13 protein-coding genes are annotated in these 16,516 nt (G+C 61.6%); 8 read left to right on the forward strand and 5 right to left on the reverse strand.

The window, feature by feature from the left end; translation table 11 throughout:
• Positions 1 to 52 precede the first annotated feature (52 nt).
• On the forward strand, positions 53 to 286 hold the full coding sequence (locus MMS95_RS15485; RefSeq protein ID WP_004940455.1) for a type II toxin-antitoxin system prevent-host-death family antitoxin: 234 nt from the start codon (positions 53 to 55) through the stop codon (positions 284 to 286).
• Positions 283 to 669 (forward strand): type II toxin-antitoxin system VapC family toxin, encoded by a 387-nt coding sequence (locus MMS95_RS15490; protein ID WP_075684447.1) that lies wholly within the window; start codon positions 283 to 285, stop codon positions 667 to 669. Before MMS95_RS15485 ends, MMS95_RS15490 begins: the two co-directional genes overlap by 4 nt.
• Here the strand turns inward: MMS95_RS15490 and MMS95_RS15495 are convergent.
• From MMS95_RS15495 to sbcD, 3 genes are all read right to left on the reverse strand, one after another.
• On the reverse strand, positions 666 to 1,514 hold the full coding sequence (locus MMS95_RS15495; protein WP_004940446.1) for a PRD domain-containing protein: 849 nt from the start codon (positions 1,512 to 1,514) through the stop codon (positions 666 to 668). The two genes, MMS95_RS15490 and MMS95_RS15495, sit on opposite strands and share 4 nt — an antisense overlap.
• Before the next feature lie 231 nt (positions 1,515 to 1,745).
• Positions 1,746 to 4,997, reverse strand: coding sequence for an exonuclease subunit SbcC (gene sbcC / locus MMS95_RS15500; protein ID WP_156865245.1), 3,252 nt, complete (start codon positions 4,995 to 4,997; stop codon positions 1,746 to 1,748).
• Positions 4,994 to 6,226, reverse strand: a complete 1,233-nt coding sequence (gene sbcD / locus MMS95_RS15505) for an exonuclease subunit SbcD (protein WP_156865246.1) — start codon at positions 6,224 to 6,226, stop codon at positions 4,994 to 4,996. The genes sbcC and sbcD overlap by 4 nt, the downstream gene beginning before the upstream one ends.
• 215 nt (positions 6,227 to 6,441) lie before the next feature.
• Here sbcD and phoB point away from each other — a divergent pair, with 215 nt between their 5' ends.
• The 5 genes from phoB (at position 6,442) to proY (ending at position 12,731) form a co-directional block, all read left to right on the forward strand.
• Positions 6,442 to 7,131: a phosphate response regulator transcription factor PhoB gene (gene phoB / locus MMS95_RS15510; RefSeq protein WP_004940438.1), complete on the forward strand. Its 690-nt coding sequence runs from the start codon at positions 6,442 to 6,444 to the stop codon at positions 7,129 to 7,131.
• Between the two features lie 24 nt (positions 7,132 to 7,155).
• Positions 7,156 to 8,472, forward strand: coding sequence for a phosphate regulon sensor histidine kinase PhoR (phoR, locus tag MMS95_RS15515; RefSeq protein ID WP_004940434.1), 1,317 nt, complete (start codon positions 7,156 to 7,158; stop codon positions 8,470 to 8,472).
• A gap of 14 nt (positions 8,473 to 8,486) precedes the next feature.
• Complete coding sequence (locus MMS95_RS15520) at positions 8,487 to 9,449, forward strand: phosphate ABC transporter substrate-binding protein PstS family protein (protein WP_004940432.1); 963 nt, start codon at positions 8,487 to 8,489, stop codon at positions 9,447 to 9,449.
• A gap of 485 nt (positions 9,450 to 9,934) precedes the next feature.
• Positions 9,935 to 11,251: a branched-chain amino acid transport system II carrier protein gene (brnQ, locus tag MMS95_RS15525; protein WP_049188672.1), complete on the forward strand. Its 1,317-nt coding sequence runs from the start codon at positions 9,935 to 9,937 to the stop codon at positions 11,249 to 11,251.
• A gap of 73 nt (positions 11,252 to 11,324) precedes the next feature.
• Positions 11,325 to 12,731, forward strand: a complete 1,407-nt coding sequence (proY, locus tag MMS95_RS15530; RefSeq protein WP_004940425.1) for a proline-specific permease ProY — start codon at positions 11,325 to 11,327, stop codon at positions 12,729 to 12,731.
• 32 nt (positions 12,732 to 12,763) lie between these two features.
• Here proY and MMS95_RS15535 read toward each other — a convergent pair whose 3' ends face one another.
• Together MMS95_RS15535 and MMS95_RS15540 are read right to left on the reverse strand one after the other, a co-directional pair.
• Complete coding sequence (locus tag MMS95_RS15535) at positions 12,764 to 13,027, reverse strand: hypothetical protein (protein WP_015376826.1); 264 nt, start codon at positions 13,025 to 13,027, stop codon at positions 12,764 to 12,766.
• Between the two features lie 132 nt (positions 13,028 to 13,159).
• On the reverse strand, positions 13,160 to 14,416 hold the full coding sequence (locus MMS95_RS15540; RefSeq protein WP_016928882.1) for a mechanosensitive ion channel domain-containing protein: 1,257 nt from the start codon (positions 14,414 to 14,416) through the stop codon (positions 13,160 to 13,162).
• Positions 14,417 to 14,662: 246 nt separating this feature from the next.
• Here MMS95_RS15540 and malZ point away from each other — a divergent pair, with 246 nt between their 5' ends.
• Positions 14,663 to 16,486, forward strand: coding sequence for a maltodextrin glucosidase (gene malZ, locus MMS95_RS15545; protein ID WP_156865247.1), 1,824 nt, complete (start codon positions 14,663 to 14,665; stop codon positions 16,484 to 16,486).
• Positions 16,487 to 16,516: the final 30 nt, after the last annotated feature.

A 16,516-nucleotide genomic window follows, 5' to 3' on the forward strand; every position in this document is an offset into this window, starting at 1 on the left:
AAAAACTGGACGGCGCTTTATGCTTTAGCTAACTTAGCTAAGGAGGACGCGTATGCCGATTCAGGCCAATATGCACGAAGCCAAATCCAATCTGAGCCAACTGGCGGACAGAGCCGCAGAGGGAGAAACCGTGATTATTGCAAAAGCAGGGAAGCCGTACGTACAGCTGGTCGCCATCAAGGGGGAAGCGCGCCGCCCTGGCGCCGCCAAGGGCAGGTTCACCGTGCCGGCGGATTTCAACGCCGGGGATGCGGCCATTGCGGCGCTGTTTGAGGGCGATGAATGAAGCGCCTGCTGCTGGATACCCACGCGTTGCTGTGGTGGCTGATCGATGACGCCTGCCTGGGCGCGAACGCCAAAAGGCAGATCGCCGATCCGGGCAATGCGGTGTACGTCAGCGCGGCCAGCATTTGGGAGATCTCGATCAAGCAGGCGCTGGGCACGCTGGCGTTGCCGGAAGACATCTTTGCGATCATCGAGGCCGAAGATTTTCTGTCGCTGCCGATGGACGCCTTTCATTGCCAACAGGCCGGGCAGCTGCCGCCCCATCATCAGGATCCTTTCGATCGCATGCTGATCGCGCAGGCGCAGGCCGAAGGGCTGACGCTGATTTCCGCCGACGCGGTGTTTCCGCAGTACGGCGTGCGGGTGGCGGACGCCCGCCGTTAAACCGGCTTTTCCTCGCTTTCGCTGCGCACCCGTTCGATATGAATGGTCAGGAACATCATCTCTTCCGTGGTGAGCTGGTGTTGATAGTGCTTTTCGATGTGGCGGTTGATCTTGCCGGCGCAGGCGAATGACTCGCGGTACTTCTCTTTCACCACCTGATACAGCGAGTCGTCGTCGCTGTCGACATAGTTTTTCCCCAGCAGGCGCTGGGCGAAAAATTTCAAGTGGGTGACGAACCGGTGGTAGCTCAGGGATTCCTCGTTGTAATCAAAGCGGAAATGGTATTTGACCAGGTTGAGGATCTCTTGCATCACGCGGGTAATGTGCAGCGTGTTGTGCATCTCGTCGTTAAGCTGGGCGTTGACCAGGTGCAGGGCGATAAATCCGGCTTCGTCCTCCGGCAGCGCGGTATCCAGCCGCTGGGCGATCAGAGCCAGCGCCTCCAGCCCGACGGCGAATTCGGCCGGGTAGAGCTTTTTAATCTCCCACAGCAGCGCATTTTTGATATCCAGCCCTTGCGCATGGCGCTGCAGGGCGAAATGGATGTGATCGGTGAGCGTGATGTAGACGATGTTATGCAACTTGCCCGGCAGGCGTTCGCGGGCGAGGGTGATGATCCTGTCGGCGGTGGTGACGCAGGCCAATGGGATCTCGGCGAGCAGCTCTTTATAGCGCTCGGCGATTTCACCGCCGTTATGGGTGAACACCTTTTCGATCAGGCTTTCGTCCAGCGTATCGCCGGGCTTCTTTTTAAAGCCGATTCCTTTTCCCATCACCACCGTCTCTTCCTGACGGTCGTCCAGCGTAATCACCACGTTATTATTGAGTATTTTAGCGATTTTCATGGTTTTTCCCGGTGTTTCAGCATCCTGAAAACGAAAAAACCTGACGCCCGGAAGCGATCCCGGGCGTCAGGTTTTGCCTGTATTTTATGTTTCTGTCCTGCGGCCTGAGCGGCGAAGGGGATACAGTAACAATCCTGTTATGCCTGCATAATAACCCGTGCCCTCCGCAGCTCAACGCTTTTCACTGCGGAGTGCCGCCGCGGTCACACTTCTGCGCCGCGCGCGGCGGGATCATTCCAGCCTGAAGTGCGCCTCCAACCGGCTGACGCCGAGCCCGTTGACCTTTTTCACTTTGATCTGCACCGGAATACGCTCTTTCATCGCCTCGACGTGACTGATCACGCCGATGGTTTTGCCGGAGGCGTTCAGACTGTCCAGCGCGTCCAGCGCGGTATCGAGGGTTTCGGCGTCCAGCGTGCCGAAACCTTCGTCGAGGAACAGCGAGTCGATGCTGGTTTTGTGGCTGACCAGATCGGACAACGCCAGCGCCAGCGCCAGGCTGACCAGGAAACTCTCGCCGCCGGACAGGGTGCGGGTATCGCGCAGCGCGTCCGCCTGCCAGGTGTCCACCACCTGCAGCTCCAGCGCGTCGCTGGTCTTGCGCTGCAGCAGGTAGCGCCCGTGCAGCCGGCCGAGCTGAAGGTTAGCCAGATACACCAGATGATCGAGCGTCAGCCCCTGAGCGAAGCGGCGGAACTTGTCGCCTTCTTTTGAGCCGATCAGCTGGTTGAGGTAGCTCCAGTCGTCGTAGTCTTGCTGGCTGCGGGCGATCTGCTCGAACAGCGCCTGCTGATTGAGACGGCGTTCGGCGTCGCTTGCCAGCTGGTTGCGCAGTTCGCCCTGGCGCAGCTGCAGCGCCTTCAACTGCTGCGCCAGTTCGGCCAGCGATTGGGTGAGCGCGTCGAGATCCGCGTTGGCTTCATCCAGCCCTTCAGGGCGGTTCTGCCGGTGCTGCTCCAGCGTTTGCGTCGCCTGTGTCAGCAGGGCGGCGGCCTCCACTTGCCGCTGTTGCAGCTGCTCTTTGCGCTGCTGCAATTCGCGGCGCAGGGCGTCGTCCAGCAGCGCGGCGGCGAAGGCGGTTTCATCGGCGAATTCGCTGTCGGCCAGCGCCTGCTGCCACTGCTGCTGCGCCTGCTGCAGCCGCTCCTGCATCTGGGTGTGTTGCTGTTGCAGCCCGGCCTGCTGGCCGGCCAGGCGCTCGCGCAGTTCCTGCGCCTTTTGCCACTGCTCGGCGGCCTGCAAACTGGCCTGTTCACAGGCGGTTTGTTTGGCGCGCAGCTGTTCGCGCACCTCGGCGACCTGCTGTTCGCCGAACAGCGCCAGCCGCTGCGCGCGTCGTTCGGCAAGGGTCTTCTCGCCTTCTTGCCAGCGTTGATGCAGCTCTTGCTGCTGTTGCAGGCTGTCGGCGTGGGCTTTCTGCAGCAGCGTAAAGCGTTCTTCGAGCAACGCCAGCTGTTGCTGCGCCTGCTGCTGCTGCGTTTGCAGAGCGATGAGCGCATCCTTCGCCTGCTGTACCGCCTGCGCCGCCTGTTCATGCTGCTGCAGCGCCTGTTGCCCGCGCCGTTCTTCGTCGTCGCAGCCGTTCAGCCAGGCGCTGAGTTGCTCGCCATCCGCCAGCGTAAAATCGAACGCCAGCGGCGCGCTGAGCTGCCGCCACTGCTGCTGTTGGCCGGCCAGCTGTTGTTCATCCTGCGCGATGGTTTGCTGCTGACGCTGCAATTGCTGTTGCAGGTTGTCGTAACGGGCTCGCAGCTCGACGCCTTGTTTTTGCAATGCTTCGGTCTGGACTTTCATTTGCTCCAGACGTTGCGCGGTTTCTGACAGTTTTACCTCTTGGTATTGTTCTACCGCCGGGTGCTCGCATGAGCCGCACAGCGGGCAGGGGGCGCCGGGTTGCAAACGGGCGCGCTCGGCCTCCAGACCCACGATCCGTTGTTCCAGCGCATAGGTTTTTTCAACATCGGCCTGGTGGGCTTTCTGCTGCTTAAATCGCTGACGGATGAGTTCTAGCTGCGGTTCCAACTGGGTAAGTTCATGTTGACCGCTGTTTAGCTCTTGCCGCTGTTGTTCCAGCCGTTTAACGATTTGCTGCGATAAAGAGGATAGAGTAAACAGCTGCTGGCGCGTCGGGCGCAGATCCGCCAGGACGCTCAGGCGCTGGCGCAGCGGGGCCAGCGGCGTTTGCGCCTCCAGCGCTTGCTGCTGCTGTTGTTGAGCGGCCAGCGCTTCGGTCAGCGCGTTCAACTGCTGCTGATGCTGTGCGGTCTGCGTCGTCAGTTGATTGCGCTGGACGGTGAGCTGCTCCAGCGCAGTCTGCTGCTGGGCGCACTGCTGCGCGGCGGCATCGCCGGCCTGTCTACGTTCGGCCTGTGTCGACTGCAGTTGGGCTATTTGATGGTCGAGCGGGGCGACCTGCTCGTCGATCAACTGTTGCTGTTGCCGCATGTGTTCGGCATGCGCTTGCTGCGCCAGACGGGCTTTTTCCACCGTCTGCTGCAGCGGCGCCAGCTGCGCCGACTGCTGTTCCTGCTGTTGCGTCAGCTGGGCTGCCTGCTGTTGTATCGTCTGCAGCTCGGCGCGGCAGCGATCGCGTTCACCGCGCAGCGGCCGCAATTTCTCGGCCGGCTCGCTGAGCGCCAGCCGCTGCAGCTGCGGGGCGGCCTCCGCCTGCTCGCGCTGGGCGGTGTCCAGCCGCAATTGCCCCTCGCTTTGCTGTTGCCGGAGGCGTTGCCATTGTTGCAGCCAGCTCAGCGCCTGTTGCTGCCGCTGGGTTTGTTCGCCGAGAGCGATTTCCTGCGCGCTCAGCGCCGCCAGCTGTTCGGTCAGAGACTGGCGCTGCTCGTCGTTCAGCAGTTCGATGCCGCTGGCGCGTTGGTGCAACGCATCCAGGTCGGTTTTGGCCTGCTTGTGCGACTCGAACACCTGTTCGGACAACCGCCCATAGATTTCGGTGCCGGTCAGCTCTTCCAACAGCTCGGCGCGATCGTTGGCGTCGGCGTTGAGGAACGCGGCGAACTGCCCCTGAGACAGCATCATCGATTTGGTGAAGCGGCCAAAGTCCAGCCCGGTGATGGCGGCGGTAAGCTCCAGCTTGTCGCGCACTTTGTCCGCCAGGATCTTGCCGTCCTCGCGGCACGCCAGTTCGACCTTCGGCGCCTGCAGATTGCCGTCCGGCGCGTTTTTGGCGCGGCGCTGGCTCCAGAAGGCGCGATAGCCGATGCCCTTGACCTCGAACTCGACCTCCGCCAGCGATTCGGCGGTGTGGCGGGTCATCAGTTCATTCTGGCTTGGCGTGACGTTGAGACGCGGCGTCTGGTGGTACAGCGCCAGGCAAATGGCGTCCAGCAGGGTGGTTTTGCCCGCGCCGGTCGGGCCGGTAATGGCGAACAGACCGTTGCTGGCGAACGGCTCGGCGGTGAAGTCAATTTTCCATTCGCCCTGCAGCGAGTTGAGGTTTTTTAACCGCAGGCTGAGGATTTTCATGGGTTGCTCTCTTCAGGGGTGTGCTGCACCGCCTCGACCACCTGGCGGAACAGTTGGCGCATCCGCTGTTGGCGCGTTTCGGGCATCTCAGCCTCCTGCGCCAACCTGCGTTCGAACACCTCGTTGACGCTCAGCTCGTTCAGCGTTTCCTTATCCTGCTGCGCGATCGCCTGGCGGCGCTGCTCTTTACTGCGCCGCAGCAGCACCACTTCCACCGGCAGCGCATCCGCCAGCAGCTGGATGCGGCGCTGGATATCGCTGAGGTAGTCCTGCGTCGCCACTTCGATATCCAGCCACACCGGCAGCTCGCCGGCATAATCGGCAAATTGCCGCAGCTGCCGTTCGATCTCGGCCAGATCGCCTTTGATCAGTTGCATGGGCTGAAACTGCGGGATCGTTAACGCGTCTACCCGTTGCAAAGCGCCGTCGGCGAAATCCACCAGGAAGACGCTTTTGGCTTTGCCCAGCTCATCGAAGCTGAGCGGGATCGGTGAGCCGCTATAGCGAATATGCTCCGATTTGGCGACGTTCTGCGCGCGGTGAATGTGCCCCAACGCGATATAGTCGGCGGGCGGGAAGGCCTGCGCCGGGAAGGCGTCGAGGGTGCCGATATAGATGTCGCGCACCGAGTCGGAGGTGGTGACGCCGACGGTGGTCAGGTGGCCGGTGGCGACGATCGGCAGTGGCAGGCCCAACTGGTCGCGGCGCTCGCAGGCCGCCTGATACAGCGCTTGATAATGTTCGGCGATGGCTTCCTGCAACGCCTGCTGTTTCTGTGCGCCGGATTCGCCGGCGCGGCTGGTGAGCAGATCGCGCGGCCGCAGGAACGGGATGGCGCACAGCACCGCGCCCGGCTGGCCGTCGCGTTGGTTAAGCACCACGATTTGCTGTTCCGGGGCGTCCTGCGCGCTGGCGATCACCGTGGTGTTCAGGCAGGAAAGCAGTTCACGCGATTCGTTCAGCGTCGCGACCGAATCGTGGTTGCCGCCCAGCACCACCAGTTGGCAGCCGGTGCGCTGCAGTTCCACCACGAAGCGGTTGTACAGCTCGCGGGCATAGCTGGGCGGCGAGCCGGTATCGAACAGATCTCCGGCGACGATCAGCGCATCCACCTGCTGCTGATCTACCTGTTCGATCAACCAGTTCAGAAAAGCCTGGTGCTCGGCGGCGCGGCTTTTGGTGAAAAAGTACTGGCCAAGGTGCCAGTCAGAGGTGTGGATCAGGCGCATGACACTCCCGGATGTAAAGATAATGGCGATGATTATAAAGGCGGCGGCGGCGGCTGTCCCGGCGCAATGATGATGACAACCGGATGATTTTTCGTTACTGCGGGAAATAATCGCTATGCTTACTGCCTATAACAGCCGGTTTTTTTCATAAAAGTGTCACAAAACTGACGCATAATGGCGCCCGAAAAGTCGCTAACACATTGGCAGGATTGACGATGGCAAGACGCATACTGGTGGTGGAAGACGAAGCGCCGATCCGTGAGATGGTGTGCTTTGTGTTGGAACAGAATGGTTACCAACCGTTGGAAGCCGAGGATTATGACAGCGCCGTGACGCGTCTGTCTGAGCCGTTCCCTGATTTGGTGTTGCTTGACTGGATGTTGCCCGGCGGTTCCGGCATTCAGTTTATCAAACATATGAAGCGCGAAGCGCTGACCCGCGATATCCCGGTGATGATGTTGACCGCGCGCGGCGAAGAAGAAGACCGGGTGCGCGGCCTGGAAGTGGGGGCGGATGATTACATCACCAAGCCGTTCTCGCCCAAGGAGCTGGTGGCGCGCATCAAAGCGGTCATGCGCCGCATTTCGCCGATGGCGGTGGAAGAAGTGATTGAAATGCAAGGGTTGAGCCTGGATCCGTCCTCCCACCGCGTAATGGCGAACGATCAGGCGCTGGACATGGGGCCGACCGAGTTCAAGCTGCTGCACTTCTTTATGACCCACCCGGAGCGGGTTTATAGCCGCGAGCAGTTGCTTAATCACGTCTGGGGCACTAACGTTTATGTGGAAGACCGTACCGTTGACGTGCATATCCGTCGGCTCCGCAAGGCGTTAGAAACCAGTGGGCATGATAAAATGGTTCAAACCGTTCGGGGCACCGGCTACCGGTTCTCAACGCGCTACTGATCGCGCCGCGCTGGAGAATATGCCGTGTTAGAACGTCTGTCGTGGAAGAGGCTGGCTTTGGAGCTGGCTCTTTTCTGTCTGCCCGCCTTACTGCTGGGGCTGATTTTCGGTTATCTGCCCTGGTTCCTGCTGGCCTCTGCGCTGGCTGCGCTGGTGTGGAATTTCTACAACCAGCTCAAACTCTCCCATTGGCTGTGGATCGACCGCAGCATGACGCCGCCGCCCGGCCGCTGGAGCTGGGAGCCGCTGTTCTATGGCCTGTATCAGATGCAGCAGCGCAACCGCCGCCGCCGGCGCGAGCTGGCGCTGCTGATCAAGCGCTTTCGCAGCGGGGCCGAATCACTGCCTGACGCGGTGGTGATGACCACCGTCGAGGGCAACATCTTCTGGTGCAACGGGCTGGCGCAGCATCTGCTCGGCTTCCGCTGGCCGGAAGACAACGGCCAGCACATCCTTAACCTGCTGCGTTATCCGGAATTCAGCCACTATCTGCAACAGCAGGAGTTTTCGCGCCCGCTGACGCTGCAGCTGAACAACGAACACTACGTCGAATTCCGCGTGATGCCGTATTCCGAAGGGCAATTGCTGATGGTGGCGCGCGACGTCACCCAGATGCGGCAGTTGGAGGGCGCGCGGCGCAACTTCTTCGCCAACGTCAGCCATGAGCTGCGCACGCCGCTGACGGTGCTGCAGGGCTACCTGGAGATGATGGGCGACGAAGAGCAGGACGGTTCGCTGCGCAGCAAAGCGCTCAGCACCATGCAAGAGCAGACCCGCCGGATGGACGGGCTGGTCAAGCAGCTGCTGACGCTGTCGCGCATCGAGGCGGCGCCCAATGTCGACATGAACGAGCGGGTGGATATCCCCTTGATGCTGCGGGTGTTGCAGCGTGAGGCGCAATCGCTGAGCGGCGGCAATCACGAGATCACCTTCCGGGTGAACGAACAGCTCAACGTGTTCGGCAATGAAGACCAGTTGCGCAGCGCGGTGTCTAACCTGGTGTACAATGCGGTCAACCACACGCCGAAGGGCACCCATATCGAAGTCAGCTGGCAGCAGACGGCGCATGGCGCGCAGTTTCAGGTCAGCGACAACGGGCCTGGCATCGCCGCCGAGCACCTGCCGCGCCTGACCGAGCGTTTTTACCGCGTCGACAAGGCCCGCTCGCGCCAGACCGGCGGCAGCGGGCTGGGGCTGGCGATCGTCAAGCACGCGCTCAGCCATCACGACGCGCGGCTGGAGATCCTCAGCGAACCGGGGATCGGCACCCGCTTTATCTTTACCTTGCCCAATCGGTTGATTGTTCCCGCCGCTTTATCAGAGAATGCGGTGAAAAATTAACGCGAGACACCGGTATGACCCGAATCACCCGAGGGCTGTTGCTTTGCCTGGCGCTGCTGGCCGGACGCGGCGCGCTGGCGCAGCCTGACGGCATGTTGGCGGGCAACCTGTCCAGCGTCGGCTCCGACACGCTGGCGAATCTGATGGCGCTGTGGGCGCAGGATTTCAGCCAGCATTATCCCAACGTCAACCTGCAGATCCAGGCCGCCGGTTCGTCGACCGCGCCGACCGCGTTGGCGGCGGGCGCCGCGCAGCTGGGCCCGATGAGCCGGCCGATGAAGGCGGCCGAGGTTTCGGCGTTCGAACACCGTTACGGCTATGCGCCGCTGGCGGTGCCGGTAGCGGTGGATGCGCTGGTGGTGTTGGTGCATCAGGACAATCCGCTGCGCGGCCTCAACCTGCAGCAGCTCGACCGCATTTTCTCCGCCACCCGGCGTTGCGGCGAAAGCCAGCCGCTGACGCGCTGGGGCGAGCTGGGGCTGCGCGGCGACTGGGCGACGCGCTCGCTGCAACGCTTCGGCCGCAACTCGGCGTCCGGCACCTACGGCTATTTCAAACTGCGCGCGCTGTGCGGCGGCGATTTCATGCCGCGCGTCAATGAGCTGCCCGGTTCGGCCTCGGTAGTGCAGGCGGTGGCCGGTTCGCTCAACGGCATCGGCTACGCCAGCATTGGCTTTCGCGCCAGCGGCGTGCGGCTGCTGCCATTGGCGGAGTCGGGAGAGGACTATGTCGCGCCTACCGCCGCCAACGTGCGCAACGATCGCTACCCGCTGTCGCGCTATCTGTATATCTACATCAACAAAGCCCCCCATCAACCGCTGGAGCCGCTGACCGCCGCGTTTCTCGATCGCGTGCTGTCGACACCAGGGCAAAGCCTGGTCAATCACGACGGCTATCTGCCACTGCCGCCGGCCGCCCTGCAGAAGACCCGCCAGGCGCTCGGGTTGCCACCGCTCGCGCCGGCTACGGTGCAATAAGCGACAAAAAGCGGCGTAATTTTCGCCTTTTCTCACGGCAAAACGGAGCTTATACCACGCGAAAACCGGGCATTTATTGGCGTTTTCGCGCGGTAAAGTGATATATGCTTCACGTTTCGTGAATTCATTGTTCAAAAATGATACAAATCATGTAGTGTATATTTATTGATAGCCAATATGATCGACTGGTGGCTAAAGTTTATATGGTCGATAGCTCTGCTTTTCGCCGTGCGTCTTGCCTTGAAGCGCTATAAACGTTTACCTTAGCCTTCGTTGTCGGATTAAACCTCCATTTTTATAACTCCTAAAATTTTGCCCATCTTCATGAGCGGCCACTTTCGAATAGGGACATAAACGCCGGATCGACTGCGTTTAGGGTGCTTATTTGGCGCTGCGACGATCGGGCATGCCGGCAACCGGGTGGGGCGTTTCGCCACCACGCTATCGGACAATTTTTTTCATTTGAACAGGCAACACGACATCGTATGAGTCATCGTTTAACGTCAAAAGATATCCTGGCACTGGGCTTTATGACCTTTGCCTTATTCGTTGGGGCCGGGAACATCATTTTCCCGCCGATGGTCGGCTTGCAGTCCGGTGAACACGTCTGGACTGCGGCGCTGGGCTTCCTGATCACCGCCGTGGGCCTGCCGGTCATCACCGTCATCGCGCTGGCGCGCGTCGGCGGCGGCATCGACGCCCTCAGTTCGCCGATCGGCCGCGGCGCCGGCCTGCTGCTGGCGACCGTCTGCTACCTGGCCGTCGGCCCGCTGTTCGCCACGCCGCGCACCGCCACTGTGTCCTTCGAAGTGGGCATCGCCCCGCTGACCGGCGACGGCGCCATGCCGTTGTTCATCTACAGCCTGGTGTACTTCGCGCTGGTGATCGGCATCTCTCTGTATCCGGGCCGCCTGCTCGATACCGTCGGCCACGTGCTGGCGCCGCTGAAGATCGTCGCGCTGGCCGTACTGGGCATCGCCGCGCTGCTGTGGCCTGCCGGCGCGCCGATTCCGGCGACGGCGGCTTATCAGAGCGTGCCTTTCTCCTCCGGCTTCGTTAACGGCTATCTGACCATGGATACGCTGGGCGCGCTGGTGTTCGGCATCGTTATCGTCAACGCGGCGCGCTCGCGCGGCGTGAAAGACGCCGGTCTGTTGACCCGTTACACCATTCTGGCCGGTTTGATCGCCGGCGTGGGCCTGACGCTGGTGTACCTGAGCCTGTTCAAGCTGGGTTCCGGCAGCGGCGCGCTGGTGCCTGACGCCACCAACGGCGCGGTGATCCTGCACGCTTACGTTCAGAACACCTTCGGCGGCCTCGGCAGCTTCTTCCTGGCGGCGCTGATCTTCATCGCCTGTATGGTGACCGCGGTGGGCCTGACCTGCGCCTGCGCCGAGTTCTTCGCGCAATACCTGCCGTTCTCTTACAAGACGCTGGTGTTTATCCTGGGCCTGTTCTCGATGGTGGTGTCCAACCTCGGCCTGAGCCACCTGATCCAGATCTCCATTCCGGTGCTGACCGCGATTTACCCGCCGTGCATCGTGCTGGTGGTGCTGAGCTTCACCCTGCGTTGGTGGCACAGCGCGCCGCGTATCATCGCGCCGGTGATGCTTGTCAGCCTGTTGTTTGGTATCCTTGACGCGGTGAAAGCGTCCAGTTTCCAGCAGCTGCTGCCGGCCTGGACCACTCATCTGCCGCTGGCGGAGCAGGGGTTGGCATGGTTGCCGCCTTCGCTGCTGATGCTGGCGCTGGTCGCGATTTATGATCGGGTGTGCACGCGTTCCCAAGTGACCGCGCACTGATAATCCCCCGGCTTAATCCAGGGCCACGGACATGTCCGTGGCTTTTTTACGTTTAAAACTATGGGTCATCTTCATGCAACAACAGTCACCCACCACCGCCTCCGACAATAAGCTGAAACGCGGCCTCAGTACGCGCCATATTCGCTTTATGGCGCTGGGATCGGCCATCGGCACCGGGTTGTTCTACGGCTCGGCGGACGCCATCAAAATGGCCGGCCCGAGCGTGCTGCTGGCTTACCTGATCGGCGGCATCGTGGCCTTCATCATCATGCGCGCACTGGGGGAGATGTCGGTCAATAACCCGCAGGCCAGCTCATTTTCCCGCTACGCGCAGGACTACCTCGGCCCGATGGCGGGTTACATCACCGGCTGGACTTACTGCTTTGAAATTCTGATCGTCGCCATCGCCGACGTGACCGCCTTCGGCATCTATATGGGCGTCTGGTTCCCGGAAGTGCCGCACTGGATCTGGGTGCTGAGCGTGGTGCTGATCATCGGTGCCATCAACCTGATGAGCGTCAAGGTATTCGGCGAGCTGGAGTTCTGGTTCTCGTTCTTCAAGGTCGCCACCATCATCATCATGATCGCGGCCGGCATCGGCATCATCATCTGGGGTATCGGCAACGGCGGGCAACCGACCGGCATTCATAACCTGTGGTCGAACGGCGGCTTCTTCAGCAACGGCGTTATCGGCATGATCCTGTCGCTGCAGCTGGTGATGTTCGCTTACGGCGGCATTGAAATCATCGGCATCACCGCCGGCGAAGCCAAAGATCCGAAAAAATCGATTCCCAAAGCCATCAACTCGGTGCCGTGGCGCATTCTGGTGTTCTACGTCGGTACGCTGTTTGTCATCATGTCGATCTACCCGTGGAACCAGGTGGGCACCAACGGCAGCCCGTTCGTGCTGACCTTCCAGCATATGGGCATCACCGTGGCGGCAGGCATCCTCAACTTCGTGGTGATCACCGCTTCGCTGTCGGCGATCAACAGCGACGTGTTCGGCGTCGGCCGCATGCTGCATGGCATGGCCGAGCAGGGCCATGCGCCGAAGATGTTCAGCAAGGTGTCGAAACGCGGCATTCCCTGGGTGACGGTGGTGGTGATGATGCTGGCGCTGCTGCTGGCGGTGTACCTCAACTACATCATGCCGGAGAGCGTATTCCTGGTGATCGCCTCCCTGGCGACCTTCGCCACCGTGTGGGTGTGGATCATGATCCTGTTCTCCCAAATCGCCTTCCGCCGCAGCCTGAGCAAAGAGCAGGTGAAGCAGCTGGCGTTCCCGCTGCGCGGCGGGGTGTTCACCTCGGTGGTGGCGATCGTGTTCCTGGTATTCATCATCGGCCTGATCGGCTATTTCCCGACCACGCGCGTCTCGCTGTACGCCGGCCTGGTCTGGGTGGTGTTGCTGCTGGCGGGGTACTGGTTCAAGGTCAACCGCCAGAAAAAACGCGCGCTGTTGGCGACGCAGCAAGACTAAATGGAAAAACACCGGCTGAGGCCGGTGTTTTTTTAGGGTTTATCTTCCACTTCCTCATCCCCGGCGGCGCGCGCTTCGATGCGCATACCGCCGTCGTTCAGGCGTTCCTCCTCTTCCTCGCCGGCGCAGCGTGCCAGCACTTCGCGAATGTCCTGCAGGTTGCTGCTAAGGGCGCTCAGCGAAGGTTGCAGATTGCGGGGCATGCGGCTTTCATCCAGCGATGCGCTGTGCAGGCAGCCGATAAACAGCAGCGTGGCCATCAGGGTGAACAGCCGATGACGTAACCGTTTCAGCAAGGGCTTTCCCTCTCGGTGGTGAAGGTGATGGCGCATTAACGCCGTTTTCGCCGGGGAAAAGAAGGGGATGGAGATATCTGCTGGCAATTGAAAGCGAATAATTACCAGCAGACACAGTTACGTCAGCTGACGTCAGGAAGCGTTCGCGCTTTGTCGCAGCATGCCGCGCAGGTCGTTGCCGGTCGGCGTCTGATGCACGCGCAGGCCGAACTCGTCGATCACCGCCAGGATATGGTCGAAAATATCCGCCTGAATGCTTTCGTACTCCGCCCAGACCGTGGTGTTGGTGAAGGCGTAGATTTCCAGCGGCAGGCCCTCCGGCGTCGGCGCCAGCTGGCGCACCATCAGCGTCATGTTCTGGTGAATACGCGGATGAGCGCGCAGGTAGGCTTCCAGATAGGCGCGCAGCGTGCCGAGGTTGGTGAGACGGCGGCCGTTGAGCGGCGAGGCCAGATCGACGGCGATCTCCTGGTTGTGCTGGCTCAGTTCCTGGGTCTTAACGTTCAGATAGCTGTGCAGCAGCGGGTTGCGCTGCAGGCGGCGCTGTTCCTCTTCCGACAGGAAGTGCACGCTGCCGGTGTCGATATTCAAGCTGCGCTTGATGCGGCGCCCGCCGGATTCCGACATCGAACGCCAGTTTTTGAACGAGTCGGAGATCAGCGCGTAGGTCGGTATGGTGGTGACGGTGTTGTCCCAGTTACGCACTTTGACCGTGGTCAGGCCGATGTCGGTGACCGCGCCGTCGGCGCCGTATTTCGGCATTTCCAGCCAGTCGCCGATCTTCAGCATATCGTTGGCGGAGAGCTGAATGCCGGCCACCAGCCCGAGGATCGGATCCTTGAACACCAACATCAAGACCGCGGTCATGGCGCCCAGGCCGCTGAGCAGCAGCAGCGGCGACTTGCCCATCAGCAATGAGACGATCATGATGCCGATCAGGATCGCCGCCACCAGTTTCAGGCCCTGGAAAATGCCGCGCAGCGGCAGCTGATTGGAAATCGGGCTTTGGCGCAGCAGCGCCAGCAGCGTATCCAGCAGCGAGAACAGCGACAGCAGGGTGAAGGCGAGGATCCACACCTGTGCGGCGGTGACGATCACCGCCTGGGTCTGGCTGCCGCTCTGCAGCCACAGCGTCGCCTGGATACTGATGATCACCCCTTGCAGCAGCAGCGCCACGCGCTGGAACAGTTTGTATTGGGTGATGGCCTGTTGCCAGACGCGCTGCGATTGCTGGCCACGGCGCTGAAGAGCAGCCAACACCACCCGGTGCAGCACCAGGTGGATCGCCACCGAGATCAGAACAATCAACCCCAATACCATCAACAGCGACATCACTCCGCCGAATTCCAAACCAAACTGTTCCAGCCAGCGCGTTATCTGTTGTTGCATTACCGCTCCTTAAAAAATGCGCAAAAAATATCCTGTAAACTTAAAACGCGTTAGCCTAAGGGGTAACGTGCAGGATTTGTACCTGTTTACCTTTTTTTACATCAAGTTAGCGCTATTTTTCGGTCTCCGCCCCCCGGCTCATCCCCGGGTTTTGCGGCCAGAGAGGAGGGGGAGTTGCACTTAACGTGGCATTGTTCGTTTCTTGAAGAACGCCGTCGATTTCGTTTGGTACAGCAGGAGAACAGTATGCTTAACGCCTGGCATCAACCGGTCCCGCCTTTTGTGGTGAAGCAAGGGCAACGTTTGGATATCACGCTGTGGTTACAAGGGGATGAACTGCCGGAACGGGTGTTTTTGCGCGCCGAACCGGACAATGAAGAGTGGCTGCTGGTGATGAAAGCGCAGCGCCACGAGGGGATGCGGCGCTACCAGGCCAGCCTGACGCTGAATGAGGGCGAGCCGACGCGGCGTTACTGCTTCAAGCTGCTGTGGGCCGATCGCCAACAGTGGTTCGGCCCGCAGGGCTGGTCGCCAACGCCGCCGGGCCAGCTGGCGCAGTTCGCCGTCGACGATCCTGACAATGGCCCCGAGTGGGTGGCGGATCAGCTGTTCTACCAGATTTTTCCCGATCGCTTCGCCAGCAGCGGCGGCGAGCACGGCATCCAGAGCGGCAGCTATCGCCATCATGCGGCCGGCGCCGAGGTGATTCGGCGCGACTGGCAGCACCCGTTGGAGGATCGCCACGCCGCCTCGACCTTTTACGGCGGCGATCTGGACGGCATCAGCGGCAAACTGCCGTACCTGCAGCAGCTGGGCGTGACGGCGCTGTACCTGAACCCGATTTTTACCGCGCCGAGCGTGCATAAGTACGATACCGAGGACTATTACCAGGTCGATCCGCACTTCGGCGGCAACGCGGCGCTGCAGCGTTTGCGAGTAAGCACTCACAAGGTGGGCATGAAACTGGTGTTGGACGGGGTCTTCAACCACACCGGCGATTCGCACCCGTGGTTTGACCGCCATCGTCAGGGCGAAAACGGCGCCTGTCACCACCCCGATTCGCCGTATCGCGGCTGGTTCAACTTCTACCCGGACGGCCGCGCGCTCGACTGGAAGGGCAACGCCAGCCTGCCGAAGCTCAACTTCGCCGAGCCGCAGGTGGCGGAAGCGATTTATCAGGGCGAAGGCAGCGTGGTGCGTCACTGGCTGCGCCCGCCGTACAGCATCGACGGCTGGCGGCTGGACGTGGTGCATATGCTGGGGGAGAACGGCGGCGCCACCGGCAATCTGCGCCACCTGGCGGGCATCTATCAGGCGGTGAAGCAGGAGAATCCGCAGGCCTATGTCTTGGGCGAGCACTTCGGCGACGCGCGCCGCTGGCTGCACGCCGGCGTGGAGGATGCGGCGATGAACTACATGGGCTTCGCGCTGCCGGTGCGGGCGTTTTTGGCGGGGCTGGACGTGGCCTACCACCCGGTGCGGCTGGACGCCGCCGGGTGCGCGCAGTGGATGGACGGTTACCGTGCCGGGCTGCCGCACAGCCGCCAGCTGATCCAGTTCAATCAGCTGGACAGCCACGATACCGCGCGCTTCCTCACGCTGTTGCAGGGGAATGCGGCGCGCATGCAGATGGCGGCGGTGTGGTTGCTGAGCTGGATCGGCGTGCCTTGCCTCTATTACGGCGATGAGATTGGCCTGGACGGTGGCAACGATCCGTTCTGCCGCAAGCCGTTCCCGTGGGACGTCGGCGACTGGGATCGGCCGCTGCTGGCGCTGTTCCAGCGCATGGCGGCGCTGCGTAAACAGAGCCTGGCGCTGCGTCGCGGCGGCTGCCAGGTGCTGTACGCCAGCGGAGAAACGCTGGTGTTCGTGCGCCTGTATCAGCAGGAGCAGGTGTTGGTGGCGCTGCAGCGCGACGGCAGCGGCCAGGCGCAGCTGGCGCACAACCCGCTGTTGGCGCGCGGCCCGTGGCGGCGCGTGGAAGGGCGGGGAGAGTTGAGCGAAACGGCCGGCGGGCTGCGCCTGCAGCTGGCGGAAGAGTCGGCCACCGTGTGGCGCTGTGAAGGCTAAGGGAACTGCGGGGGCCGCAGGGCCCCCGCG

The organism is Serratia sp. PGPR-27 (assembly GCF_022678525.1).
GTDB classification, from domain to species: Bacteria; Pseudomonadota; Gammaproteobacteria; order Enterobacterales; family Enterobacteriaceae; genus Serratia; species Serratia nematodiphila.